The sequence below is a fragment of the uncultured Corynebacterium sp. genome (assembly GCF_947253065.1).
GTDB lineage: Bacteria > Actinomycetota > Actinomycetes > Mycobacteriales > Mycobacteriaceae > Corynebacterium.
This window is the reverse complement of sequence record NZ_CAMXWS010000018.1, coordinates 17,691-43,296: the sequence shown is the minus strand read 5'-3', so window position 1 is coordinate 43,296 and position 25,606 is coordinate 17,691. Positions and strand designations below refer to the sequence as shown.

General features: G+C 58.5%; 24 protein-coding genes. 8 read left to right on the top strand and 16 right to left on the bottom strand.

What is annotated here, in order from left to right; genetic code table 11:
* Nucleotides 1-629: 629 nt before the first annotated feature.
* Genes Q0X21_RS06130 through Q0X21_RS06120 form a run of 3 tightly spaced genes read right to left on the bottom strand, consistent with a single transcriptional unit; the run spans nucleotide 630 to nucleotide 2,770 of the window.
* Nucleotides 630-1,640, bottom strand: coding sequence for a hypothetical protein (locus tag Q0X21_RS06130; RefSeq protein WP_297850950.1), 1,011 nt, complete (start codon nucleotides 1,638-1,640; stop codon nucleotides 630-632).
* Nucleotides 1,641-2,399 (bottom strand): ABC transporter ATP-binding protein, encoded by a 759-nt coding sequence (locus tag Q0X21_RS06125; RefSeq protein ID WP_297850949.1) that lies wholly within the window; start codon nucleotides 2,397-2,399, stop codon nucleotides 1,641-1,643.
* Nucleotides 2,396-2,770: a GntR family transcriptional regulator gene (locus tag Q0X21_RS06120; protein WP_297850948.1), complete on the bottom strand. Its 375-nt coding sequence runs from the start codon at nucleotides 2,768-2,770 to the stop codon at nucleotides 2,396-2,398. Before Q0X21_RS06120 ends, Q0X21_RS06125 begins: the two co-directional genes overlap by 4 nt.
* Nucleotides 2,771-2,984: 214 nt before the next feature.
* On the opposite strand from Q0X21_RS06120, the gene Q0X21_RS06115 reads away from it, so the two are divergent.
* Nucleotides 2,985-4,214, top strand: a complete 1,230-nt coding sequence (locus tag Q0X21_RS06115) for an NYN domain-containing protein (protein WP_297850947.1) — start codon at nucleotides 2,985-2,987, stop codon at nucleotides 4,212-4,214.
* Here Q0X21_RS06115 and Q0X21_RS06110 read toward each other — a convergent pair.
* A complete protein-coding gene (locus Q0X21_RS06110) occupies nucleotides 4,211-5,017 on the bottom strand; it encodes a PspA/IM30 family protein (protein WP_297850946.1) in 807 nt (268 codons plus the stop codon). The two genes, Q0X21_RS06115 and Q0X21_RS06110, sit on opposite strands and share 4 nt — an antisense overlap.
* Nucleotides 5,018-5,198: 181 nt before the next feature.
* On the bottom strand, nucleotides 5,199-5,576 hold the full coding sequence (gene trxA / locus Q0X21_RS06105) for a thioredoxin (RefSeq protein WP_297850945.1): 378 nt from the start codon (nucleotides 5,574-5,576) through the stop codon (nucleotides 5,199-5,201).
* Nucleotides 5,577-5,711: 135 nt separating this feature from the next.
* On the opposite strand from trxA, the gene Q0X21_RS06100 reads away from it, so the two are divergent.
* The 4 genes from Q0X21_RS06100 to Q0X21_RS06085 all read left to right on the top strand — a co-directional run bounded on the left by Q0X21_RS06100 (nucleotide 5,712) and on the right by Q0X21_RS06085 (nucleotide 9,928).
* Nucleotides 5,712-5,915: a transporter gene (locus tag Q0X21_RS06100; RefSeq protein WP_297850944.1), complete on the top strand. Its 204-nt coding sequence runs from the start codon at nucleotides 5,712-5,714 to the stop codon at nucleotides 5,913-5,915.
* Between the two features lie 41 nt (nucleotides 5,916-5,956).
* The gene (locus Q0X21_RS06095) at nucleotides 5,957-6,160 is read left to right on the top strand and encodes a heavy-metal-associated domain-containing protein (RefSeq protein ID WP_297850943.1); all 204 of its coding nucleotides are present in this window, start codon (nucleotides 5,957-5,959) and stop codon (nucleotides 6,158-6,160) included.
* A 183-nt stretch (nucleotides 6,161-6,343) separates the two neighbouring features.
* Nucleotides 6,344-8,542 (top strand): cation-translocating P-type ATPase, encoded by a 2,199-nt coding sequence (locus Q0X21_RS06090; protein ID WP_297850953.1) that lies wholly within the window; start codon nucleotides 6,344-6,346, stop codon nucleotides 8,540-8,542.
* A gap of 57 nt (nucleotides 8,543-8,599) precedes the next feature.
* A complete protein-coding gene (locus Q0X21_RS06085; RefSeq protein ID WP_297850942.1) occupies nucleotides 8,600-9,928 on the top strand; it encodes an MFS transporter in 1,329 nt (442 codons plus the stop codon).
* Between the two features lie 6 nt (nucleotides 9,929-9,934).
* Here Q0X21_RS06085 and dnaB read toward each other — a convergent pair whose 3' ends face one another.
* From dnaB to Q0X21_RS06045, 8 genes are all read right to left on the bottom strand, one after another.
* The gene (gene dnaB / locus Q0X21_RS06080; RefSeq protein WP_297850941.1) at nucleotides 9,935-11,440 is read right to left on the bottom strand and encodes a replicative DNA helicase; all 1,506 of its coding nucleotides are present in this window, start codon (nucleotides 11,438-11,440) and stop codon (nucleotides 9,935-9,937) included.
* Nucleotides 11,441-11,940: 500 nt separating this feature from the next.
* Nucleotides 11,941-12,393 carry a 50S ribosomal protein L9 gene (gene rplI, locus Q0X21_RS06075; RefSeq protein ID WP_297850940.1) on the bottom strand — a complete coding sequence of 151 codons (453 nt, stop codon included), beginning with the start codon at nucleotides 12,391-12,393 and terminating at the stop codon, nucleotides 11,941-11,943.
* 48 nt (nucleotides 12,394-12,441) lie between these two features.
* Entirely contained in the window at nucleotides 12,442-13,035 is a 594-nt protein-coding gene (locus Q0X21_RS06070) for a single-stranded DNA-binding protein (RefSeq protein ID WP_297850939.1), read from the bottom strand.
* A gap of 155 nt (nucleotides 13,036-13,190) precedes the next feature.
* The gene (gene rpsF, locus Q0X21_RS06065) at nucleotides 13,191-13,490 is read right to left on the bottom strand and encodes a 30S ribosomal protein S6 (protein ID WP_297850938.1); all 300 of its coding nucleotides are present in this window, start codon (nucleotides 13,488-13,490) and stop codon (nucleotides 13,191-13,193) included.
* A 152-nt stretch (nucleotides 13,491-13,642) separates the two neighbouring features.
* Complete coding sequence (locus tag Q0X21_RS06060) at nucleotides 13,643-14,071, bottom strand: hypothetical protein (RefSeq protein WP_297850937.1); 429 nt, start codon at nucleotides 14,069-14,071, stop codon at nucleotides 13,643-13,645.
* Nucleotides 14,072-14,268: 197 nt separating this feature from the next.
* Nucleotides 14,269-15,810, bottom strand: a complete 1,542-nt coding sequence (locus Q0X21_RS06055; RefSeq protein WP_297850952.1) for a glycosyltransferase family 87 protein — start codon at nucleotides 15,808-15,810, stop codon at nucleotides 14,269-14,271.
* A gap of 9 nt (nucleotides 15,811-15,819) precedes the next feature.
* The gene (locus Q0X21_RS06050) at nucleotides 15,820-18,141 is read right to left on the bottom strand and encodes a transglycosylase domain-containing protein (RefSeq protein ID WP_297850936.1); all 2,322 of its coding nucleotides are present in this window, start codon (nucleotides 18,139-18,141) and stop codon (nucleotides 15,820-15,822) included.
* Nucleotides 18,142-18,198: 57 nt separating this feature from the next.
* A complete protein-coding gene (locus tag Q0X21_RS06045; RefSeq protein ID WP_367172746.1) occupies nucleotides 18,199-18,561 on the bottom strand; it encodes a DUF5318 family protein in 363 nt (120 codons plus the stop codon).
* 101 nt (nucleotides 18,562-18,662) lie between these two features.
* On the opposite strand from Q0X21_RS06045, the gene Q0X21_RS06040 reads away from it, so the two are divergent.
* From Q0X21_RS06040 to Q0X21_RS06030, 3 genes are all read left to right on the top strand, one after another.
* On the top strand, nucleotides 18,663-19,121 hold the full coding sequence (locus tag Q0X21_RS06040; protein WP_297850934.1) for a MarR family winged helix-turn-helix transcriptional regulator: 459 nt from the start codon (nucleotides 18,663-18,665) through the stop codon (nucleotides 19,119-19,121).
* Nucleotides 19,122-19,206: 85 nt separating this feature from the next.
* Entirely contained in the window at nucleotides 19,207-20,169 is a 963-nt protein-coding gene (locus Q0X21_RS06035; protein ID WP_297850933.1) for a universal stress protein, read from the top strand.
* Between the two features lie 25 nt (nucleotides 20,170-20,194).
* Complete coding sequence (locus Q0X21_RS06030) at nucleotides 20,195-20,740, top strand: hypothetical protein (RefSeq protein WP_297850932.1); 546 nt, start codon at nucleotides 20,195-20,197, stop codon at nucleotides 20,738-20,740.
* 8 nt (nucleotides 20,741-20,748) lie between these two features.
* Here Q0X21_RS06030 and Q0X21_RS06025 read toward each other — a convergent pair whose 3' ends face one another.
* The 3 genes from Q0X21_RS06025 to Q0X21_RS06015 form a co-directional block, all read right to left on the bottom strand.
* Complete coding sequence (locus Q0X21_RS06025; protein ID WP_297850931.1) at nucleotides 20,749-21,627, bottom strand: rhodanese-related sulfurtransferase; 879 nt, start codon at nucleotides 21,625-21,627, stop codon at nucleotides 20,749-20,751.
* A 44-nt stretch (nucleotides 21,628-21,671) separates the two neighbouring features.
* Complete coding sequence (locus tag Q0X21_RS06020) at nucleotides 21,672-23,165, bottom strand: DUF1846 domain-containing protein (RefSeq protein WP_297850930.1); 1,494 nt, start codon at nucleotides 23,163-23,165, stop codon at nucleotides 21,672-21,674.
* Nucleotides 23,166-23,292: 127 nt separating this feature from the next.
* Nucleotides 23,293-25,497 (bottom strand): malate synthase G, encoded by a 2,205-nt coding sequence (locus Q0X21_RS06015; protein WP_297850929.1) that lies wholly within the window; start codon nucleotides 25,495-25,497, stop codon nucleotides 23,293-23,295.
* Nucleotides 25,498-25,606: the final 109 nt, after the last annotated feature.

The window sequence follows — 25,606 nt, the reverse complement described above, 5'->3', positions numbered from 1 at the left end:
CGTCGGCAGCGTCAGATGTGTATAAGAGACAGGGATCAAACTCTCCACAAAAACACCCACCACAAAAGGCGAGCATCAATCAGTAAAAGATTACCGAGCCGTGAAAAGCTCAAAACCCAACCAAAACAAACCAAACCAACACCACAAAGGTGCCAGATCTGGCAATCCAAAAATTACTAAACAGTCACCCTCCAACCCTGACGGGGCAAAAAAGAAGGGCAACCAAAAATATCCAATCAGTCATGCAACCAACCAGAACGACACTGTCCCATCAATGGTTCAGACAGTACCGACCAGCACACACCAAAAGGCATGAAACAGTCACACAAACCAACCAAACAATAAAATCATTGGCACACTATCGAGTTCTCACACAACACACGCACACCCAAACACACCCCATAATTCACCGGGGCCTGTTCAAAGCGACTTGTCCGACCCTACACACACCCACACAACAAACAAAATCGCAGTCATGCGGATCAAATGATAAGGATCTATCAACGCTCGTTTTCCTACCGCCATCTCACCAGAACCACTGCCCGGCGGGGCGTTGTCGGTCACGCTGACTCACATAAAGCTACACACACCCAACCAACAACACAAATCCCCTGGTTAGGTCTTGTTTTTTAAAGGTTCTTTTGAGCATGTTTTGGGTTGATTAAACCCGCGAGATACCCGGCCTGAATGACAATGCCGACCAATGCGAGGATTCCCGCTGTGGCCAGCGCAAAGATGACTGCGCCGTCGAGGAAGCTTTGAGTATCCGATGCCCCATTTGCGATGAAGAACATCATGTAGGCGGGAAGCATGCCTAATTCCGTGCGCCAGATCTTCATGGCCCCACCCAAAACAGCACACGCAAAACCGCCGGCACCGGTAACTATCACCGCTGGCCAGGTGCCCGTCACGGGACTGAACAGCCCGGCCACAACGATGTAGACCAACACCGCGGCTACGGCAGCAGCTCCGGACTGCGCCAACCAACGTCTGCGCGGCACGCCGTAGCTTGCGCCCGTTGCCGCACCGGTAATTCCGAGACCCTGCATACAATATGCCGAATACCAGATCATGATCGGTAGGCCACCAAGGAGTGGACGCAATGTGTCGTTACCAATGAAGTTGGTCAAAGGGATCATGAGTGATTGCGCACTACCCGCACCTAGAGCCCACAGCAGCTGCGGTTTGAAGATCGATTCGAATTCGAAGCTGCCGCTTCCAAGGTGCGAACCCGCCTTCCGGTCATCAGCCACTCCATCGCCGGCTATGTATTGCCCGCCAAAGAGCAGCCCCGACACCAGCGCCACGAGTGCGCCCGCAATGCCAACCCAGTCCGGGCGGGCGAGTAGCGCAATGGCCGCGCTGAACACCACTGAGGGGACAACAGCCATGGCAGTGAGTTTTTTGGCCCAAGACTTGGGCATCCCGTATGCCGTATAGGCGGTGTCCTCCAACGACAACGCCCCGATCATGACAACCGTCAGGATCATTGGGCCGAAGATGACACCGACTACTGAATCACGGGTGACATAAAGCAGCCCGAATGCCAGCATCGCCAATATCGGAATCATCCAGATCAGTCGGGTCAGCGGTGGCGCGACGAATTGGTGGCGGAAATATCCAAGCAGGCTCGTGTTCATCTAGGACACCTCCAGGTAGTGCTCGATTAGGTCGTCGAAAGTGGCAGCGCGGGCATGACGCGGGGCGTCGTAAATGGGCACAAGGTCCGGGCCCGCGACAGCGAAATCATCGGCATCCTCGGGGGCACATTGCTTGGCGACGACCCCGTCGCGCCCCAGAATCACCGCATCATCCAGGACTTTCGCCGCGTCGTCGATATGGTGCGTGGCCATCACGATCGTCCGGCCGGAATCTGCCTGGGTGAGAAGATGACGGTAGAACACATCGGTGTTGTGGGTATCCAGGCCGACATAGGGTTCGTCGAGAAGCAAAAGCTCCGTGCCCGAGGCCAGCCCAATAATGATGGCGACCATGGCGCGCTGTCCGCGAGAAAGTTTGTCGTAACGGGTGCTCAGGGCATCGCCCATCTCGAAATCGGCGGTGAGCTCGTCGGCAAGCGCTTGATTCCACGTGCGGTAACGCAACTGCGCACCTTTGATCACGTCAGTGCCGGACCACGAACCCGGGTAGGCGGTGTCCACGCCCGTCAAGCAGGTGTTATCCATGACGCGGGCATTGTCGAAGGGGCGCTCACCAAAAACCTTGACCATGCCTGAATCAGGTTTGAGCTGGCCGCCGATGATCTTCAGCAGCGTGGATTTACCCACACCATTTCGACCGAGCAGGCCGTGGATGCCGGGGCCGAAGTCCACGGTGACGCCCTGCAAGACGTCGTTCTTGCCAAAGCTGTGAGCCAAACGTGAGACATAAATGGTCATTGGTACATTCCTCTGCTTTCTGCGACGCGGTAGATGAGGTCGTGGAGGTCGGTGCGGGCGTAGCCCAGGCGCAAGGCTTCGTCGATAAGCGGTGCAATGTAGTCGCCAGCGAAGTCCTCGCGGCGCTTGGCGACGATGCGCTCGGGCGCACCCTCGGTGACGAACATCCCGATGCCGCGGCGTTTTTCAAGGACGCCTGCTTCGACGAGCAATATCAGTCCTTTGCGCGCGGTGGCGGGGTTGATGCTGTGGAATGCGGCGAGCTCATTCGTTGACGGGGCGCGTTGGCCGGGCTTGAGTTCGCCGTCCATGATCTGTTCCTGGATTAGACGTGCGATCTGAAGGAATAACGGTTCTGTGTCATTGCCCACCCTTCACCTCCGACAGGTTAGTTAGTTATGTAATCAACCGTATAACCGTGAGAAATTTTTCGCAGCAAATCTGCGTTGAACTGGACAGAACCTGCCCACAAGCTGCCGGTTTACGCTGGTCAACGCAAAGTCTCAGCGAGACGGACGCAAAAAAGGCACACTGGGAGAACAACAAAAATTTTTAGCTACATGAATAGATACGGATTTAGGAGCCATGCTTGAACGCACACTTGTCTTCGTGGACACGTCTTACCTGCTCGCGAGCTTTTATAACTCGTGGGAAACAGGGGCACGCTCGCAACTAGAAATCGACCTGCCTGAGGTGGTGAACAACCTCTCGGGCATGATCACGCAACAGCTTCACCAGCCAATTCACCGCCAGTTCTGGTACGACGGCATTCCCGATTCGGGGCCGCACCGCTACCAGCGCGCGCTGCGCACATGCGATGGCGTGCAGCTGCGCACCGGGCAGCTCATCGAGTGGGGTGAGCGCCGCACGCAAAAGGGTGTGGATACCCGCCTTGTCGCTGACGTCGTGGTCAACGCCATGCGCGGCCAATACACCGACTTCGTCCTGGTCAGTGGCGATGCCGACATGATCCCTGGCGTTGAGGAAGCAACGAATGCGGGCATTCGCGTGCACCTCTACGGCTTCGGCTGGGATTCCATGTCCTCGGCCCTGCGCCACGCCTGCGACACAACCACCATCCTCGACCCGCGCGAGGACTTCGCCGAGGCCATGCAACTACAGGTGCTCGAAGGCCCACTGCCGCCAACCATTCGGGAACGCCCGATGGATGACGGCGGCTACGAAGCTGAAGAAGGCATGTGCGATATCCCCCGCCCCGACGGGGAGCAGCCGCTGTCCGAGTCCGCGGTGGACAGCGACGAAAGCGCGATTATCCGCGAAGCCACGCCGGCTGAATCCCCTACTGAACCAGCTGCACCGATCGCAGAATCCGCACCGGAAGAAGACGCTGAGCCTACTGAACCCACTGAATGTGAAACAGCGGAACCATCGGCAACGAAGCAGCCTGCTCCGGAAGCACCGTCTGGGCCACCTTCACCTGCACAGCTCGCAGCAGCGACGCCGAGCAGTATGCCGAAGCCATCAATGATGGCGCCGCGCCGCAAACTACGTTCGCGCTACGTGCCACTGCCGGAAGAGGTCTGGACATCCTCGGGATTCCAAACCCCATTTGACGTGGGACAACAGTATGCAACGTGGTGGTACGACAATGCTGCTTCTACGGAGCAGCGCGATAAGGCCCACATGCTCTCCGGCGGTGGCCTGCCACCAGAGATCGACCGCCCGCTATTGCAATTCGCCTGCGAAACTCTTCACGAGTACACGCTGAGCGAGCACCAACGCGTCAACCTCCGCGACGGATTCCACTCCGGAATCCGCGGAGTATTGATCAATATTCGCAGGACCCAGAGCTAGTTCTGCGAGGACTCTCCGTCGCTAACTTCAGCGTCGGCGGACTCACTACCAGTGGTGAGTTCGCCGGCGCTTTCTGCTTCCATGGACGCACGGATCTCCGCCAGCTTGGAGCTAGCTGCGGCATCAGTCTGGCCTGATTCGATCTCGGCCATGGTGCCCTCCACACCATCTGCGGTGGACTCAGCCAACTCCTGCTGGCCCAGTGCCGTGGCGTAGCGGCGCTCGATCTTCTCGCGGACGCCATCCAGGGTGGGCACGGAATCGTCCTCTTTGAACTGGCCGATGGTGTCTATCGACTGCGCGGTCTTCTCCTGCATCTTCGCCTGATCAGCCTGAGCGCGCAGGCGATCGACCTCACCCAACTGCTCGTGCAGGCGAGCCTCCGACTGCTTCTGCTGCTGCTGTGCCTCCGCAGCAGCCTGCTCCGCGGCAGAGTACTGGGTGGACAGATCTTGCAGCTCCTGCTCAACAGCGACCAGCTGGGAAGCCAGCACCTCAGCGGTGTTAGTGAACTGCTCGGCCTTGGCGCTATCGCCTTCAGCAGTCGCCTTGTCTGCCATCTGCAGAGCAGTCTTGGTCTTTTCCTGCAGCTCCGCCTGCTTCTCACGCTGACGGTTCAGCTTGAGCTCGAGCTGCTTCTTCGAACCAATGATCTCCGCAGCCTGCTGAGTAATCGCCTGGTGCTGCTCCTTCGCCGCGGCTGCAGCCTGCTCGATCTGGATCTTCGGATCAGCGTTCTCATCGATCTTCGAATCAAACGACTGCATCAGGTACTTCCAGCCCTTGCTGAACGGATTAGCCATGGTTGCGGGTCCTTTACTTCCGTAGGTAGTTCATCGAGATTTTCTTTCCCGAGTCTACGTACGTTCCCGGCCACCGTCAGGCCGCGATTCCGCGCTGAAAGCCTGTTGCTGAAAGCCTGTTTAAGGATGAGAAAACTCCGGCGGAAAGAACCGCCGGAGTCATACAGGCAAAAGGACGATTTTATTCTTCGCCCTGCTGAGCATTCTGCTGCTCAATATCGCGGCGAACTTCTTCCATGTTCACGTCGCGCACAGCCTGGACGAATTCCTCGAGGCCAGCTGGCGGCATCGCGCCGGAAGTCTGGCCGAGCAAAATGCCCTCACGGAAAGCAAACAGGGTCGGAATCGACTGAATCTGCAGGGCAGCGGCAAGTCCCTGGTTAGCCTCGGTATCGAGCTTGGCAAAGACGATGTCCTCGTGCTGTTCGGAAGCCTTCTCAAATGTCGGGGCGAAAGCCTTGCACGGCCCGCACCAATCTGCCCACGCATCAACGATGACAATGTCGTTGTTTTCGATGGTCTCGGTGAACGTGTCCTCAGTTACATTGACGGTACTCACGTTTCGCCTCCTATAAATGCTTTAGTAACCTCATGATTAAGGAATTCCCGTGGAAAGTGGGTTCCATGTTGGTTCAATCGTACCAACGCTGACTTCATTCCCTCCGTCTTAAGAGCAGTACTTTAAGGAGTGCACGTGACCAAGAACTACCGGTTCGAAGGACCGACGGACGAGACTTCGGTGGCGAAGTTGAAGGACGAGGTGAGTCAGGTACTGGGCACGCAGGGAGTCAAGATCGAGGTAGACGAGAAGATCATGCGTGTGCGCGGCGAGGGATTCACTGACCAGCAGATTTCGCTCGCCGTTGAGTACGCGGGCTTTTCGCTTATCGACGAATAGGTGCCCAGCCCACTCAACAATCCGAGAAAGGTGATCAAAAGATGGCTAATCAGACAGAATTCACTGTTGAAGGCATGACCTGCGCACACTGCGAAGCAAGTGTGGTCGAGGAGATCAGCGAGATCGCCGGCGTGACTGGTGTGACCGCGGATCACAATTCCGGTGCGGTCAAGGTTGAGGGTGAAGGATTCACCCGCGATCAGATCGCCGCAGCTGTGGAAGAAGCTGGCTACACCCTCGTGTAGTTCTTCTCACACGGTCAACAGGCCTGGAGTTTCCCCGCTTGGTGGAATCTTCAGGCCTCTTTTTCTGTTGCGGTCAGTGTGACAAAAAGTAAAGATCCCACGGTTGTCAGAAAGGATGATGGCGCGGTGAGCTCCCCCACCCAGGCGCTGAATTTCGAGCACGTCGATTTGGGCGTGACGGGAATGACGTGCACGTCGTGTTCTTCCCGAGTGCAGCGGAAACTGAACAAGCTCGACGGAGTGGAAGCCACTGTGAATTTCTCCACTGAGACCGCATCGGTGGATTTTGATCCTGCATCGACTGATCGTGATGCGTTGATCCAGGTCGTGCGCGACGCTGGTTATGACGCTTTCGCCCTTTCACAAAACCAGCCCGGCGCGGACAACGGTGCTGCGACCACCTCTTCTGATCCGTTCAACGAGATTGATCAAGCTCGTGAGGACGAGGCTGCGCAGCTGAAGCGGACGGTGATCTGGTCTGCTCTGTTGTCAGTGCCGGTGATGTTGATCTCGATGGTGCCGGCGCTCCAATTCACGAATTGGCAGTGGGCGGTATTCACGTTGACCACGCTGGTGTACGTGGTGGCTGGCGCGCCATTCCACAAGGCAACCTGGGCAAACCTCCGTCATGGTGCGGTGACCATGGACACCTTGATCACCCTGGGCACCACTGCCGCGTACCTGTGGTCGCTGTGGGCACTGTTCTTCGGCAATGCCGGTGAGCCGGGAATGAAAATGGAGATGCACATCTTCTCCCCCTCCCATGGCGGTGGTCATGGCGGGATGGATGAGATCTATCTGGAAACCGTCGCAGTTGTGATCACCTTCCTGCTCTTGGGCAGGTGGTTCGAGACAAAAGCGAAGGGCAAGTCTTCGGAGGCGCTGCGTGATTTGGCCACGATGGGCGCAAAGGACGCGGCGGTCATCCGTGATGGCGCCGAGGTACGTGTCCCGGTGGCGCAGCTCGTGGTCGGTGACCGTTTCGTGGTGCGCCCAGGCGAGAAGATCGCTACGGATGGGCGGATCGTCGCTGGCGCTTCAGCCGTAGACAATTCAATGCTGACCGGCGAGTCGGTTCCTGTCGAGGTCGCGGAGGGCGACACGGTCACGGGTGCCACGATCAACCAGACCGGCAGGCTCGTTGTCGAGGCCACGCGTGTGGGGTCGGAGACCACTCTGTCGCGGATGAGCGATCTGGTGCGTGAGGCGCAGGCGGGTCAGGCGCCCGTCGAAAAGCTTGTGGATAAAATTTCGCGCGTTTTCGTTCCTGTTGTCATCGGAATCGCACTGGTCACGCTGATTGTGCACTTGTTGCTCGGCCAGCCGACGACGGAGGCATTCACAGCAGCAGTCGCTGTTTTGATCATTGCCTGCCCGTGCGCGCTTGGCCTGGCCACGCCGACGGCGATCTTGGTTGGTACGGGTCGCGGTGCGCAAATGGGTCTTTTGATCAAGGGCCCAGAGGTACTCGAATCGACCCGGCGCGCGGATACGGTCGTGCTGGATAAGACTGGCACGGTCACTACCGGGGAGATGGCGGTCGATGTTGTCGAGCCCGCCCAGGGTTTCGACGCTGATGAGGTTCTCGCCTTGGCGGCCGCGGTGGAAGCCGGCTCCGAGCACCCCATCGCACGCGCAATCGTCACGGCAGCATCTGACCTGCACGTTGCAGAGGCCACGGACTTCAACAGCATGCCGGGCCAAGGTGTGAGCGCGCTTATCGACGGTCGCACTGTCACCGTTTCCCGCGGCGCCGGGTCGAAAGCACGTGCTTTGGAAGAAACTGGTGCAACAGCGGTGTCTGTGACCGTCGACGATGCTGATGCCGGTGTGATCGCGGTGCGTGACACGGTGAAGGAGTCCTCGACAGAGGCGATTGCACAGCTGCGTGAGCTCGGGCTGACTCCATACTTGGTCACCGGCGACAACCGTGGTGCTGCACTGGCAGCAGCAGAGGCTGTCGGGATCGACACTGACAAGGTCGTGGCGTCGGTGATGCCGGAGGAGAAGGTGGGTGTCGTCGATAAGCTGCGTGCGGAAGGCAAGGTCGTCGCGATGGTCGGCGATGGCGTCAACGATGCTGCTGCTTTGGCTACCGCTGACCTGGGACTGGCGATGGGGTCTGGCACGGATGTTGCGATTGAGGCCGCCGATATCACCCTGATGGGCAATGACCTGCGTTCTGCCGCTGATGCGATCCGGCTGTCACGCGCAACGCTGCGCACGATCAAGGGCAACCTGTTCTGGGCATTCGCCTACAACCTCATCCTCATTCCTGTTGCTGCGACGGGCCTTCTCAACCCGATGCTGGCTGGCATTGCCATGGCGTTCTCCTCTGTTTTCGTTGTGTCGAATTCGCTACGGCTCAACCGTTTCAAGTGAATGGATTTGGGTGCACAGCTTCGCAGCACTTCAGCCTGCTGATTAAGCTTTGCCCCCATGAGCAGCACCGCCAGCGCAAACTCTCTTACCCGTAGCGAAAGGCTCGACCGCCTCCCGGTCACCGGCAAACACAAGCGCCTTCTTGTCGGCTCCGGCATCGGGTGGGCGCTAGACGCGATGGATGTCGGGCTTGTCTCGTTCATCATTGCGGCGCTGGCTGTGCACTGGGACCTGGATAAATCCACCACGTCGTGGATCGCTTCGATCGGGTTTATCGGCATGGCTATCGGTGCTTCCTTGGGCGGGCTTTTGGCCGACAAGATCGGGCGACGACAAGTCTTCGCGGCGACGCTGCTGCTCTACGGCCTTGCCACGGGTGCCTCCGCGCTGGCCTGGTCTGTTGGTGCGCTGATGGTATTCCGTTTCCTCGTCGGCCTCGGCTTGGGCTCGGAACTTCCTGTCGCCTCGACGCTGGTCAGTGAGTTCTCCCCGCGCAGAATCCGTGGTCGCATGGTCGTTTTGCTCGAGGCCTTCTGGGCAGTCGGATGGATCATGGCTGCTGTGATTGGCACTTTCGTTGTCTCCCAAGGAGAAAACGGTTGGCGCTGGGGTTTTGCGCTTGGCGCTGTGCCTGCTTTGTACGCGATTTATGTCCGCCTTGGGCTGCCGGAATCCGTGCGTTACCTGGAATCCGTTGGGCGCCATGATGAGGCAGAGGAGATCGTTCGCTCCTTCGAAGAGGCCGTTGACCCAGCTGATCTTGATACCACTACCCCATCGGCACCTGAAGAGGAATTTGCTGCCGGTGGGATCTGGGGTCCCGCGTTGCGCCGTCGCACCGCCGCGTTCTGGGCCATCTGGTTCGGAGTATCACTCTCCTACTACGGCGCGTTCATCTGGATCCCATCTCTGCTGGTGGATCAAGGCTTTACGCTGGTGCGTTCCTTCGCATTCACCTTGATCATCACCCTTGCGCAGTTGCCGGGCTATGTCGCTGCCGCATGGTTGATTGAAATCTGGGGGCGACGAATCACGCTCTCGGCATTTCTCGCTGGTTCGGCCATCTCGGCTGTGCTTTTCGGTTTCGCGGGAGCGCCCTGGCAGATCATTGCCGCGGGCTGCTTACTATCGTTTTTCAACCTCGGTGCGTGGGGTGCGCTGTATGCGATCGGGCCAGAGCTCTACCCCACCTCAATTCGCGCCACCGGAACGGGCGCTGGTGCGGCATTCGGTCGAATCGGATCCATCATCGCACCGTTGATTGTTCCGCCGGTGCTCGCCTTCGGCGGACCTACGGCTGTGTTCGGTGTATTCGCCGGTGCTTTCGTGCTAGCGTGCCTTGCCGCATTCACACTGCCAGAGCAACGCGGCAAGGCTTTGAGCTAAACGCGCTTAACCGCGCGCCATGTTGACAAAGCGCGAGTAGTGCAGCTGGTGCGCCACCGCAATGGTGTCAATCGGGCCACCACGGTGCTTCGCAATGATGATGTCTGCCTCACCGGCACGCTCATTGTCTCGGTCCTGTGAGTCCGGGCGGTAAAGCAGCATGACGATATCCGCGTCCTGCTCCAGCGAGCCGGATTCACGCAGGTCAGCCAGCTGCGGACGCTTATCCGTACGAGCTTCTGGGCCACGGTTCAGCTGGGAAATGGCGATCACGGGAACCTCAAGCTCCTTCGCCAACAACTTGAGCTGGCGGGAGAACTCCGAGACCTCCTGCTGACGGGACTCGACCTTCCGGCCCGAACTCATCAGCTGCATGTAGTCGAGCACCACCAGGTCCAACCCATGCTGCTGCTTCAACCGGCGGGCTTTAGAGCGGATCTCCATCATGGTCAGATTCGGTGAATCATCAATGAAGATCGGGGCTGCCTGGATCTCACGGAGACGGTGGGTCAGCTTCTCCCAGTCAGATTCCTCCATCTGGCCAGAGCGCATTGCTGCCAGTTTGATCTCCGTCTCCGCAGAAAGCAGACGCATAACGATCTCGGAGGCGCTCATCTCTAACGAGAAGATGACCGAGGTCAGGCCATTGTGGATGGAGCAAGAGCGCACGAAGTCCATCGCAAGCGTGGACTTACCCACACCAGGACGCGCAGCGATAATGATCATCTGACCTGCGTGGAGGCCGTTAGTGAGACGATCCAGATCAATAAAACCAGTGGGCACACCAGCTGCCAGACCACCGTCTTTTTCGTAGGCGGCGAGCTCATCCACAGTCGGCTTCAGCAGGTCAGCCAGGACGCGGTAGTCCTCCCCTGTCTTCTGCTGAGCAACAGCGAAAATCTCTTGCTGCGCGCGGTCGACGAGGGATTCGATCTCCATGCCCTCTGCGCCCTCGTAACCGAGCTGAGCCACACGAGTACCAGCATCAACGAGCTGACGCAGCGTTGATTTCTCCGAAACGATATCGGCGTAATACCGCGCATTCGCTGAGGTAGGCACCTCGGAGATCAGGGTGTGCAGATACGGCGCACCGCCTGCACGCTCGAGCTGGTTCAAACGATCCAGACGACCACTGACGATGAGCACGTCCACCTCAGACCCCTGGGAATACAGGTCTAGGATGGCCTGATAAATCAGCTGGTGCGCCGGGAAGTAGAAATCCTCGACCTGGAGCAGCTCAATAACATCGACCACCGTGTTCGGGCTAAGCAGCATCGCGCCCAAGACGCCCTGTTCCGCCTTACGGTCGTGCGGCGGTTGGCGGTACTCGCTCAAGTCCTCGCGGTCCTGTGTGAATCCCTTATTGCGCTTGAAGCGCGAAGAACCACCGCCGCGTCGCTCCTCCGGTCCATCGCTGGGCTCTGGTGGTGGCGGCACCGCCTCATCGGCGAAGCTATCTCCCCCGTCGTACGACTCCGGTCCGGTGTTTCCGTCAGCTGACCCCACTGCCATGATTCGCTGCGCCTCCTCGTTTCAAACTCCTGTGAGATGTTACCCCGCCGGGCGAACAATCCACCCTTCCTGGACTGGTTTTCACCCACCCACAACAGAGTTATCCACAGCCCCCTGTGGATAGAAAGTGCAAAACCCACGAACCATTCCACACACCCCCACCCACACTTGTGGATAACTTGTGGATAACTCGCCAACCTTTCCCCAACGTGCCCCATCGTCGCAGGTCACAGGCTTATCGACGACCGTTGTGACACATTACTACCGGTGAATAACTTCACAACCAGCTGGTTTGACAACGGGCGTTCGCGCGCTTTTTTGATCCAAATCTTGGCCTTTTGGGGGCATGAACTGGCATTTCTCCACTGTTTATCCACAGCTCATGTGCGAAATCATTAGGAATACAAAAGGGTGTGGGCCCCACTCCTCACAAGTGGGGCCCACACCCAAAGCTGTTGTCGTTGGATCGCGTTGATAGCGATCGCCGTTAGGCGCGTGTTTTAGGCGCTAACGACCTCGAAGTTCACCTTGCCCTCCACGTCATCGTGGAGACGGACCTTGACCTGGTAGCCGCCGGTAGCGGTAACAAGGCCCTTCGGCATGTTGATGCGGCGCTTGTCCAGTGCCGGACCGCCAGCAGCAGAAACGGCCTCTGCAATATCGGCCGGCTTGACCGAACCGAAGAGCTTGCCGTTTTCTGCGGTGCGCACCTTCACGGTAACGCCCTCGAGCTTGTCGAGCTGGTCGCGCAGTTCCTTCGCGTGGTCCAGATCGCGCACCTGGCGCTCCTGCTGAACACGCTTGATGTCCTCAATCTGCTTCTCAGCACCACGGCTGGCAACAATAGCCAGACCGCGCGGAAGCAGAAGGTTACGTCCGTAGCCGTCCTTGACCTCGACAATATCGCCGGGTTCACCAAGGTTCTCAACGGCAGCGGTGAGGATCAGCTTCATAATCCTTACCTTTCCTTCTGAAAGTTGATGGTGGGTTGTCGATGTTTCTTAGAACGGAGGCTCGTCGTCCATGCCGCCGAAACCACCGGCGGGAGGAGCGGAATTCCACGGGTCGTTCGCGGGCTGGCCCTGCTGGCCACCCTGACCACCCTGTGCATTCTGACCGCCCTGGTTGCCGCCACCGAATCCACCGGTGGACTGGCCACCCTGGAATTGGTTGTTCTGGCCACCCTGGTTACCGCCGAATCCGCCGGAGCGACCGGAATTCCCATCACGGGAGTTACGAGTCACGTTGGCGCTGGCGTACTTCAGGGACGGACCGACCTCGTCGGCCTCGACCTCGAATACCGTGCGGTTCTCCCCTTCACGGGTCTGGTAAGAACGCTGCTTCAGGCGGCCATTCACAATGACGCGCATGCCCTTAGTCAGCGATTCTGCAACGTTTTCTGCAGCCTCACGCCACACATTGCAGGTCAGGAACAAAGCTTCGCCGTCTTCCCACTGACCAGCGTCGCGGTTGTACACGCGCGGGGTGGATGCAATGCGGAAATTCGCAACAGCAAGTCCCGTGGGCGTAAAACGCAGCTCCGGGTCGGCAACGAGGTTGCCTACAACAGTGATTGGGGTATCGCCTTGTGCCATTTTGTGTCCTTACCTTTTCGACCTTTGTGAACAGTGTGCTGGTTCGACGTTTTTGTCGTGTCCATTCCTTGCGCAAGCTAGTTTATAGCCCGGAGTGAACACAGCCCATGCGCTGGAGGTTTTATCCACAGCGCCCGTTCTTGAAAGTTCAGCGCCTACTTGTTGTCGGTGCGCAGAACCTTGGTTCGAATGACAGTGTCGTTCAGGTTCAGACGACGGTCGAATTCCTGCACGGTCTCGGACGCGCAGTCCAGAGTGATGACCGCGTAGACGCCTTCTTCCTTCTTGTCGATGGGGTATGCAAGGCGACGCTTGCCCCACACATCGACGTTCTCCACCGTGCCGTTATCCTTGCGGACAATTTCAAGGTACTTGTCCAGGGACGGGGCAACAGTGCGCTCATCCTGACTCGGGTCAAGAATGATCATTACTTCGTAGTGACGCACGGACCTCATCACCTCCTATGGTCTGTTGGTTTCGGCCACCGCCCGGTTGGCGATGGCAGGAGGGTCGCTTACGTCAAGCAACCTCACCAGGGTACCGCAGCAGGCGACCAGGGAGAAATTGCTATTTGATGGCCCCGAAACCGAACAGCCTACAAATCGAACTAGTCGTCCTTGTCTACGTCGAGGACCAAACCATCTGGGTTGATATCAATGTCGATCTCAGCGAGCTCGATTTCCCAGTAGCCATCGTCATCCCATTCGATCTGCACACCGGCATCACCGTTATGAGCAGCAGCAAGAACACGCTCGACGTCGGCTTCAGTAACGCCTTCTTCAGCCATTTCGGCTTCAGCCTCCGGGCTGTAACCGCTGACCTCAGCGGGCAGCTCACCCTGGGCAGAAGCGGCAGGCGGCGCAGCTTGCTGAGTCTCGTTCTTTGCGTCGTCCTCAGCTGATTTCTCAGTGACGGTCTCGGTCACCACGGATGGTTCGGAGTTAGAGGTATTCGAGTCCCCAGAATCACTGCAAGCCGCAAGGGAGAGGGCAAGAGCAGGGACAGCAGCGATCGTCGATAGTTTCTTAAAGCTCATGATTTCCACGGTACCGATTCATGAGTATCACTCTGCGTGCTTAGCGTATCCCCAGCTCAAAGCATGAATATTGTCCGCCTGTCACTATGGCCCAGCATTTGGCGCTGCGATAAACACAGCGAGAAATACCGGCACGAATGTCATGAAGATGAAAGCGATGAATCCCAGCGCGACAGAGAGTGCGACGGGCTTATTCTTCACGACTGTCCAGTAGCAGACGCCGAAGAGAATGAATGCGACTGCGATGGAGCAGATGCCGAGGATCGTTGTGGTTCCCATGTACGTTTCGCCTCCTCCCAATCAGTCGGTCGGGTCATGAGCGGATCACAGCCGAAGTGGGCATCACGGACCTTGTCACGGCGGCGGCCGTACATTTGCTGGACCACGAGCACCATGATCGCCACGATGAATGCATCACGTGTCAGCACGATGAGATTCAGCGCACTGCCGGGCAAACCGAGATTATCGGTGCCCATCATGTGCCACATCAGAATCGGCCAGACCACCATGTCCACGGTCATCCACGTGAAAAGCAGACGCCAGTAGGGGAGCGCGAGCACCGCCGGAATGACCAGCCACAGCGAGTACTGGGGGCTCCACACCTTATTGAAGAGCAGGAAGAACCCGACGATGAGCACGACGAGTTCCGCCACGCGCGGGGTCTGCGGAGCTTTCAGGCCAGCCACCAGCACGAAGAGGCAGCCAGCAAGGAAGAGAACCAGCGTCACCGCGTTGAGGATCACAGGGGCACCCTCACCAGAATCGAAGCCAGTCCAGCCCGTCATGCGCGAGATCACCGCGTAGATAGTGGTCCACTCCCAGCCACGCTCAGTGTTCAGGCGCTGGAATTCGTGCCAGGCATCGTAATTGTGCAGCATGACAGGCACATTCACTGCCAGCCAAGTAAGAGCCGCGCCGACCGTCATCTTCAGCCACGGCACCATGTCACGGCGCCGGAGGAAGACCACCAGGTATGCGCCAAGCAGGAAAATCGGCCACATCTTGAAGGCCGCGCCAGCACCAATAAGGACGCCCGCCAGTCCGAACCGTTTATTCCGTGCGGCCAGCATTGCACCCACCGCGAACGCGATCGACGGGATGTCCCAGTTGGTGAATGCGTGCATGATCAGCAGTGGAGAGGCGACCACGAGGATCGTGTCCCAGATGCGATTGCCCGCCAGCTCCGCAACCATGCGCGCGGTAGCCACCCAGAGCACCGCCATGAACAGTGCGGTGACGTAGAAGTACCAGCCAGAATCGGGCAAAAGCTTATCGACGAGCGGATACGTCGTCCTCGCGATCCACCCCATCGCCCCCTGGAACAGACCACCGAGTACCGGATATTCCATGTACCGGGTGATCCCGTCTTCCACCCACGAATAGTCGTAGACGAACCCGGGCTCATTTAGTCCGCGGCCTCCATACAAAGGAACGATGTCGTTGTAGCAAAACGATGTGTACTGGCGGTTTCCGTCCCAGTTGAGCTGCATTGCGCCGTCGACAAGCTTGCCGCGAGCGCAATTCGATTTCGACAGCGCACCGAGCGCGAGAAAAACCCAAGCAACCGCGATGATCGCGCGCAATGGGGTCCACCAGCGACCGCGACCAATCTGTGCGTATGCGCCCATCGGGCCGCCTAGAAACCGCATGACTCCAGCCGCCATCGGCTCAGTTTTGCCTGGCTGAACGCGGTCTGCCGGGTCAGCCCAACGGCTCGTGGTGGTCGTCGTGTCCTGCATGGTCACGCACTAACCAACGAGGTCGTTGATCAGGCCCCCGATATCTACCTGTGGTGGAGCCGGCGCGGGCGCTGGGGCAGGCGCGGGCGCGGGAGCCGGCGCTGGTGCCGGGGCAGGTGCCGGCGAGGAATCGCGCTCCTCGGAAGGCTGCTCTCCTGGTGCTGCCTCCGCCGATGGCTGGGTGTAGCTGTAGTCATAAGTCGGCACGGTTCCACCGCCGTAGGTGCCACCGGAATACGGGTTCACACCCCAGTTGATTGGCTTAGCCGGGTGGAATTGCTCGTAGTCCTGGCCCTCGAGCACGCCGTCCAACACGCCCTTCCAAATGGTGCCAGGGGACATGGAGCCGTACATATTGCCGCCCCACTGGTTGAAGATCGGGGAGGTGTTGTCAGCCGTACCCACCCAGACTGCAACTGCGAGCTGCGGGGTACCGCCGACCATCCAAGCATCCTTGTTCGTGCCGGTATCGCCCATTTGTGCAGTACCGGTCTTCGCAATGGACGGGCGCCCACCAGCCAGTGGCTTATTCGACCAACCAGCGATCGGCAGCATCGACTCAATCACGTTATCGGCAACATCCGGGGAAACACGACGTTCCTTGTAGTCCGGATTGAACTCGTAGAGGACCTCACCATCAGCAGAGGTGACACGCTGCACGAAGTGCGGCGGGTGCCACACACCACGGTTGATCAGGGTGGACACACCGGTAGCCATATCAATCACACGGGACTGGTACTGGCCCAGGACAATGCCGTCGTACGGCGGGCCACCGTTCTCCGTCAGGGTCTCCGGGACATTCGGCAATTCACGTGCCACGCCAAGGGCATGGGCCATATCGGCCGTGTCCTGTGCACCGTTGTCCAAGTCCGACTGCATGCGGATGAAAGAGGTGTTGTAGGAGTTCTTCATCGCCTCGGCCATGGTGGTCACACCACCGGTGACACCAGAGTCATTCTGGATCACTCGGTCACCAACATTGACCGGTGCAGAGTCGTAGTAGGCCGACAGCGGAATGCCCTGCTGCAGAGCAGCTGCCAGACCGAAGATCTTGAAGGAAGAACCGGTCTGCAAACCAGCATTCGCATAATCCCAACCACTCGGATCATCGCCACCGTAGTAGCCCTTGACTGCACCGGTAGCCGGATCCATCACCACAACGCCAGTACGGGCATCTTCCTGGAGCTGGCTCAGCTCATTCTCTGCAGTCTGGAGCACCTGCTCCTGGGTGCGGGAATCAATCGTGGTGGTGATCTGCAGGCCACGGTTGGTCACATCGGCCTCGCTGATGCCAATGTGGGATAGCTCTTCGATGACCTGGTTCTTGATCAGACCATTCGGACCGCTGGCCTCGGTATAAGCCGAGTAGGTCTGCGGGTCACGCGTGTCCGGGAAGGTGGCCTGGGCACGCTCTTCCTGGCTGATCGCACCCATACCCACCATGCCGTCGAGCACGTAGTTCCAGCGGTTCATCGAGTCTTGTTCGTTATTCCACGGGTCCAACTGGCTCGGCAGCTGGATCAGGCTGGCCAAAACAGCACCTTCTTCCAGCGTCAGCTCTGAAGCGGGTTTGTTGAAGTAGGCGTTGGCCGCTGCCTGAATGCCGTAAGCATTACGTCCGAAATAAATCGTGTTGAGGTAGCCAGCGAGGATGTCTTCCTTGGACCAGTTGCGGGTCATCTTGATCGAGTAGACCAGCTCATTGAATTTACGCTGGTAGGAACGCTCGTTACCCACGATGGTGTTTTTCACGTACTGCTGGGTAATCGTGGAGCCACCACCGGCGGAATCATTACCGGTGAGCTGGCCCAGAACTGCACGGCCGAAACCAGTGAAGGAGAAACCGGAGTTCTCCCAGAAGTCACGGTCCTCGGCAGCGAGCACCGCGTCCTGGACGTGCTTCGGCACCTCATCAAGTGGGATCTGTTCGCGGTTGCCCTCGGCCGGAACGAGACGGGCGAGTTCAGTCTTGCCGTCGTTAGCAAAGATCGTTGATACCTGTGCCGTCTCAATCTCACCGACCTTCGGCAAATCAGCTCGAACGTACTTCACACCGAAGATGGTGACTGGAATAGCCAGAATGAGAACAAGCGCCAAGACGAAAGCGGCGAACCACTGTGCGCCACGACCTTTTTTATTAGCCGGCTTGCGCTTCGCACTCGCACCCTTCGTAGCTGCTGTGCTTTTCTTTTGCGCAGGCTTACTGCTCTTGCTGTGCTTTGCAGCAGAGCCCGAGCTCTTTGCATTGCTGTTCCCATTTTTAGCGCTTGAACGGCGCGAAGCGGGCTGCTTCTTCTTAGAAGCAGCGCTTGAATCAGTTTCTCGTGCCACTGAAGTGTTCCTGCCTACTCGATTCCTCTAGGACAGAGTACTTCCTTGACCGCCGATTCACTGCACTGGAACGGCCTCGGCTGTACTCAATAGGTGGTTCCACCGGCAGTTCGGGCAGACCTCGACCTTGTGCACAGTGAATGGACCGACTTCACCGACGAGCTCCGCAATTTCCTTCTCACTACGAGCAGACCCGGACCGCCGGCCAAGATTATCCCCATAAATCCATAGAACATTATGCATATTTGATTCACAAAGGGGACACACCCGATCGGCGTCGACACCATGGTGTTCGCCAGCGGCCCGGAGGAGGAAATCTGCATCGCAGACTTCCTCGACTTTCTTCTTTCCTGCCCGAAATTCTTGCAGCGTAGCGCGTCTTTCCCACTCGTGTGAGACCTCATGAATCAGGCGAAACATCGCATCCATCCTACTCTTCGAGCACTTTTATCGGTTCTCTCGCGAAAATAAAATGCGTGCCGTCTTCTTTGTTTCTGCATCGACGAACTACACTGGCTGTCATGCCAGAGAACCCCCGTGAGGACGCGTACGCAATCGCAAAAGAAATTCGTCCATTTCTAACAAAGCTTTATGTCGCTTATTTCCGCATCTCTGAGGTCTCGGATATTACGGGGCCGCAGCTTTCCATCATGGAGCGCCTGATCAATTCGGGCCCGATGCGCATTAGCCAGCTCGCGCAGGAGGAAGGCATCCGCATGCCTACTGCGTCGAATACTTTGCACCAGCTCGAGCAGCGTGATCTCGTGCACCGCGTGCGCGATGAAGCGGATCGCCGTGGCGTGAAGGTCGAAGTCACCGATACTGGGCTGAGGGAGTACAACCGCGTGGCTGAGGAGCGCACGCAGTACGTCGCTGACATGATCGGTTCCCTCGATTCGGACTCCATCGAACTGCTCAAAAAGGCAACGCCGGCCCTGGGCAGTCTCGCCGAGGCTTACAGCACCGGTCGCAAGGAATAGGCTGCTTCGTCGAAAAATTGTCGCAACGTCAACCAGCAGGTTAAAGTTAAAAGACCGTTAGTTTTTTATTAAAGCTTGCCGTTTGATGACAAAATCACCGCGAACTCCGACGCTCCTGCCACAGGTCGGCCCCGAGCGTCCCTTACGCATTCTTGTCGCTTGGGATCAGTCGGGCGAGGAAGCAATTGAATTCGCGGCATGGGTCGCGCGCACCACGACAACGTGTGTCCGCGTGATCTCCACAGCTCCACGTCCGTGGTCCTCACGCCACAATTCGAAGAGCAAGAAATACGCCAAGTGGTTCAAAAAGATCTCTGACGAGCGCATCAGCGCGATGAATGCCGCCATCAAAGAGTACATCCCACGAGATGCGCGCGATGCGGATTGCGCTGTTTTCCGCGATGGTTCTCCGCGGCACAAGTTGATTTCAGAAGAGGCTGCTAATTTCGGGGCGGACCTCATTTTGTTGGGTTCGAAGGCGAAAGCGAAAAAAGGCCGTTTTTTGGCTACCTCTACAGCAGACGCGATGATCCACTATTCGCCGATCTCGGTGGGTCTCGCACCACGCGCGGTGAAGCTGTCCAAGAAGGGCATCACGCGCATCAATTACGCCTTCTTGAGCGAGCGCGAGGAGGCCTCAGCCCACGGAATCAAGGTCGCCGCCACAGCAGCCATGCTTCTCGACGTCGACCTGCGCGTCATGGCGTTTTCCCCGCGCCGGACCTACCAGTACGAAGCTGAGCTTGAGCCACATTCGCAGCTTATCGACGAATGGAATGAATCCTCCCTCGCTCTGCTCGACCGCGCACGCGACTGTATCAGTGAGACCGCTGAGGCCTTGGGCATTCCCGAGCCGAAGAATTTCGAAGTGGACACCTGTGTTAGCTCGGGCGATGGCTGGAAGTCTGTGGTGAATTCACAGAAGTGGAAGAAGGGCGACATTCTCTTCCTGGATTCCAACCCAGCAAACCGCGGCCGGGTCGTGGCTACCGAGCGCACCGAAGACTTCCTCACTCACGCACCAGTGCCCGTGGTCATTTTCCCTTAAAGCTTGCAGGGATAGACTGGCTGGTATGTCCACTGATAAGCCGCACCAGCAGTCCCACAACAATTCCTCTGCGCGCGGCGGCTTGCGCCGCGATAGCCCGGAGCACCCGGAGAATGATCTGCACAGCGCATCGGACTACTACAACAAAGTGCCACCGGAGCCGCGAACTTTTGATGACCTTGCCGATCAACCTGATCCCGCAGTAGTCAACGAGCAGAACCGTGCTTCAACGCGGCAGGCAATCATTTACGCAGCCAGCACAATCGCGATCACTGCGGTCGTCGCTTTCGTCGTCGCCCTTATCGCGCGCATGTCCGGCGGTCCGCTGTGTGAAGCTGGTGAAGCAACCTGGCTGTGCACTGAATCGTGGCGCACCACCTGGGCGATTGTGGCATCTATTCCGCCAGTAGTCGGATTGTTGGGCTGCGCAATCATTATGGTGCGCAAGCTCAACCGTTATCAGCGGTGGGTGCCTTGGATGGGCGTGTTCTGGCTGCCGCTCGTTCCACTGACCATGGCATGGCTGATCGTCACCGTGGGCATTCTCGCCCAGGACAGCGCACCCCAATAAGCGCCCACCTAGCTAGAACACGTTGCGCAATACGGGTTCTTCTCGTGGCAGGCCTCGCAGCTGACGTACTGCTGCCGGCAGTGCGGTTCATTCGCGCAATTGTAGTGCTGGTTTGAGGCTGCACCACAGTGAACGCAGTGGCCGACCTGCACGAAGTCCTCATCGTCTTCCGGCCCGAATTCGGTGTGCATACGCTTGTCAAAGACGTAGAGCGAGCCTTCCCACAGGCCCTGGTTACCGAATTTCTCGCCGTAGCGGACAATCCCACCGTCGATTTGGTAGACCTCCTCAAACCCACGGTTGATCATCAGCGAGGACAAGATCTCGCAGCGGATTCCGCCGGTGCAATACGACACCACCGGCTTGTCCTTCATCCAGTCATATTTGCCTGATTCCAATTCCGCAATGAAGTCATGCGTGGTGTTCACATCGGGCACGACGGCGTCCTTGAATTTGCCGATCTCAGCCTCGTACGCATTACGGCCATCGAAAAAGACGACGTCTTCTCGCTTTTCGACGAGTTCATTGACCTCTTCCGGCTTTAGGTGCTTGCCACCACCGACAACGCCGCGGTCGTCGACACGCAATTCTTCTGGCACGCCGAAAGTGACAATCTCATCGCGCACCTTCACGCTGAGTTTCGGAAAATCTGCCTTGCCGCCCTCGGACCATTTGAATTCGATCCCGCGGAAGAATTCCTTGGTCTTGCGCACATATGTCTTGCACGCCTCCATGTCGCCGCCGACCGTGCCATTGATGCCGTCGGGGGAGATGATGATGCGGCCGTGCAGCCCTAACCCTTCGCACAGATCGCGCTGCCACAGGCGGATCGCCTCTGGGTCCGGGATCGGGCGGAACTGGTAGTAGAGCAGGATTTTCTCTGGCATAAGCCCAAGTCTAGAAACTTTCCTGGCCAGGCCGGAAATCGCGCTTAACGGCGGTGGTAGAGCGCCTTACGCCAGTACTGCGGCTCCGTCGTAGCGAGCACGCCGAGCGAACGGAAAATGCCCTCATCAACCGAGCCAAGAATCGTCGTGATGTGCGCATCGCAGCCACGCAGCGACTGGAGCTGTTCCAATGCCAGACGAGCATTCTGATCGGCAGATGCAGACGCAGACAGCGCGATCAAAACTTCATCCGTGTGCAGGCGCGGATTGCGCGAACCCAAATAGCGCGTCTTCAACGTCTGGATCGGCTCAATCGAATCAGGGGAGAGGAGGTGCACGTCATCATCGATCCCCGCGAGTTTCTTCAACGCGTTGAGCAGGACAGCTGCCGACGGGCCCAGTAGGTCCGACGTCTTGCCCGTGACGATCTCGCCATTCGGCAATTCGAGCGCTGCGCCTGGATTGCCCGTCCGTTCAGCCACCTCGAGCGCCGGTCCGACAACAGGGCGGTCAGCGACCGTGATGCCAGCTTTACGCATGACATTCGCCGCACGATCCGGCACGCTCGCGTCCACATCGCCTCGGCGCGCATCCACCTGTGCTGCCAAAAAACGGCGAATGATCTCTTGGTTCGCGGCATAGCGGCACGCATCATCGTCAGAGATGCAATGGCCGGCCATATTCACGCCCATATCTGTAGGGGACTGGTACGGCTCCGTCCCAGTCGCCTCACGCAGCAGCGCCTTAAGCAGCGGGAAGACCTCAATATCACGGTTATAAGACGAGACCTGCTCACCATATGCAGCCAGGTGGTACTGGTCGATCACATTGATATCGTCCAGATCCACCGTCGCTGCCTCATATGCCAAGTTCACCGGGTGGGAGAGAGGCAGGTTCCAGATCGGAAAGGTCTCAAACTTCGCATAACCAGCAGAAATACCGCGCTGATTTTCCAAGTACACCTGGCTGAGACAGGTGGCCAGCTTGCCTGAACCTGGGCCCGGCGCGGTCATCACCACGACATCGCGGGATGTCTCAATATAGTCATTCCGCCCAAAGCCCTCTGGTGAAACAATGGTCGAAATATCGTTCGGGTACCCAGGAATAACGTGGTGCTGGCTCACCGTCACGCCCAAGCGCTCGAGCTTGTCCCGGAATGCATCTGCCTGATCAGTGCCGTTTTCGTACTGCGTGATCACCACATTGTCGACGAGGAAGCCACGCTCACGGAAGACGTCGATAAGCCTTAAGACCTCATCTTCGTACGTGATGCCCAGATCCGCGCGGACCTTCTGTCGCACGAGGTCGCCCGCCGCGACGCACACGATAATCTCTACTTCATCTTTGATGCGCTCGAGCATCGCGATCTTATTGTCCGGCGTAAACCCGGGCAGGACGCGGGAGGCATGGTGATCGTCGAAAAGCTTGCCGCCCATCTCTAGGTACAGCTTCCCACCGATTGCTTCTCGACGCTTGGAGATGTGCTCCGACTGCATCGCCACATACTTCTCGCGGTCGAAACCGATTTGGTACACCACTTTTCCACCATGCCCTTCGCATCGATTGCTTGCGACAATACGCGCGCACCTAAACAAAGATAAAGCGCACCACGCCCAAATTGTGGACGCAGTGCGCTTTCTCCTTGTCACCGCCTATTAGCAGTGATTATGCGAGGCCGTGTGCTGCCTTGAACTCACGACGCTTCGCGTGCAGGATCGGCTCGGTGTAGCCCGACGGAGACTCGGTGCCCTTCAGGATCAGGTCCTTTGCGGCCTGGAAGCCGATGGATGCGTCGTAATCCTTCGCCATTGGCAGGTAGTTCGGGTCGCCAGCGTTCTGCTCGTCGACCTTGACTGCCATGCGCTGCAGGGAATCCAGCACCTGCTCCTCGGTGACCACGCCGTGCAGGATCCAGTTAGCCAGGATCTGGGAGGAAATACGCAGGGTAGCGCGGTCCTCCATCAAGTCAACGTCGTGGATATCCGGCACCTTCGAGCAGCCAACGCCCTGCTCGACCCAGCGGACCACGTAGCCCAGGATCGACTGGCAGTTGTTGTCCAGCTCCTCAGCCTTCTCCTCGTCAGACCAGTTGTCGCCTGCGGTGCTGACCGGAACGGTGAGCAGGTTGTTGAGCGAATCGCGGCGGCCAGCAGCGCGCAGCTCATCCTGCACTGCGTGGACATCCACCTGGTGGTAGTGGGTGGCGTGCAGGGTCGCGGCGGTCGGGGAGGGGACCCAAGCGGTATTCGCGCCCTCGCGCGGCTGGCCGATCTTCTTTTCCAGCATCGCAGCCATGTGGTCGGTCTCTGCCCACATGCCCTTACCGATCTGTGCGCGACCCGGCAGGTCGTGTGCAAGACCAGCATCGACGTTGTGGTCCTCGTATGCCTGCTTCCACGGCGCGGTCTGCATGTCCGCCTTGCGCACCATCGGGCCAGCCTGCATGGAGGTATGGATCTCATCGCCGGTACGGTCCAGGAAGCCAGTGTTGATGAACACGAGGCGCTCGGCTGCCTCCATGATGCAAGCATCCAGGTTGACGGAGGTGCGACGCTCCTCGTCCATGACACCGACCTTGACCGTGTTCTTCGGCAGGCCGAGGATCTCCTCGACACGGTCGAAGATCTCGTTGGTGAATGCGACTTCCTCCGGGCCGTGCTGCTTCGGCTTCACCACGTAGACAGAGCCAACGCGGGTGTTGCGACGAGCATTGTCCTCGCGCAGACCCGGGATCGCTGCTGCGACAGTGATGATGCCGTCGAGCAGACCCTCCGGAACCTCCTCGCCGTCGACGAGGATCGCCGGGTTGGTCATCAGGTGGCCAACGTTGCGGCACAGCATCGTCACACGGCCGTGCAGCGATTCTTCAGCGCCATCCTTCGTGGTGAACGTGATGTCGTCTGCCTGGGTGCGCTCGAAGGTCTTGCCGCCCTTGGTCACGGTCTCGGAGATATCGCCCTTGTTGAGGCCGAACCAGGTGGCGTACGCGGCAGCCTTGTCCGTGCCGTCAACAATTGCAACGGAGTCCTCAAAGTCCATAATCGCGGTCACAGCGGACTCGAGCAGAACGTCAGCAACACCAGCGCGGTCGGTCTTGCCCACCGGGTGCTCACGGTTGATCTGAATGATCAGGTGCAGGTTGTTATTGCGCAGAACAATGCCGGACGGGTCGTTCTTCTCGCCCTGGTAGCCGAGGTAAGCCTCCGGGTTCTTCAGTGAAACCTCGTTGCCACCAGCGGTGATCTTCAGTGCGCCGTCCTCTGCGACCTCGTAGGAATCAACATCGGCGTGCGATGCGCCCTCCAGCGGCACTGCCTCATCGAGGAAGTTGCGTGCCCACTCGATCACGCGCTCACCGCGGACCGGGTTGTAGCCCTCACCCGGCTCAGCGCCACCGTCAGTCGGGATCGCATCGGTGCCGTACAGCGCGTCGTACAGCGAGCCGTAGCGTGCATTCGCCGCGTTGATGGCGAAGCGGGCGTTGGTGATGGGCACGACCAGCTGCGGGCCGGCGACATCGGCGAATTCCTCGTCGATATTCTCGGTGCGGATCGCACCATCAAGCGGCTGGTCCACCAGGTAGCCGATCGAGCGCAGGTACTCCTCGTGCGCGGTCGGGTCCGGCTGGCCCGGGTTCTCGCGGTAGTACTGGTCCATCGTGGCCTGCAGCTCATCGCGGCGTGCGAGCAGTGCCTTGTTCTTCGGCGTCAGGTCAGCGAAGTACTTCGCCACATCCGCCCAGAACTTGTCGGCATCAATGTTGATCTCCGGGAGAAGCTGCTCCGTCACAAAGTCATAAAGCGGGCGTGCAACCTGCAAGCCGGCAGCTTCAACGCGTTCGGTGCGGTCCTCGAATTGCGGCGTAGTCATCGAATGAGATCCTTTCAGCCAGTCGGTAGTTGTGACTCCAGTCTAAAGGTGCGCGAGCGCGCACCACACCACATCAGTGCTCTGGTGTTAGGTGGACGTTGCTCGCAAG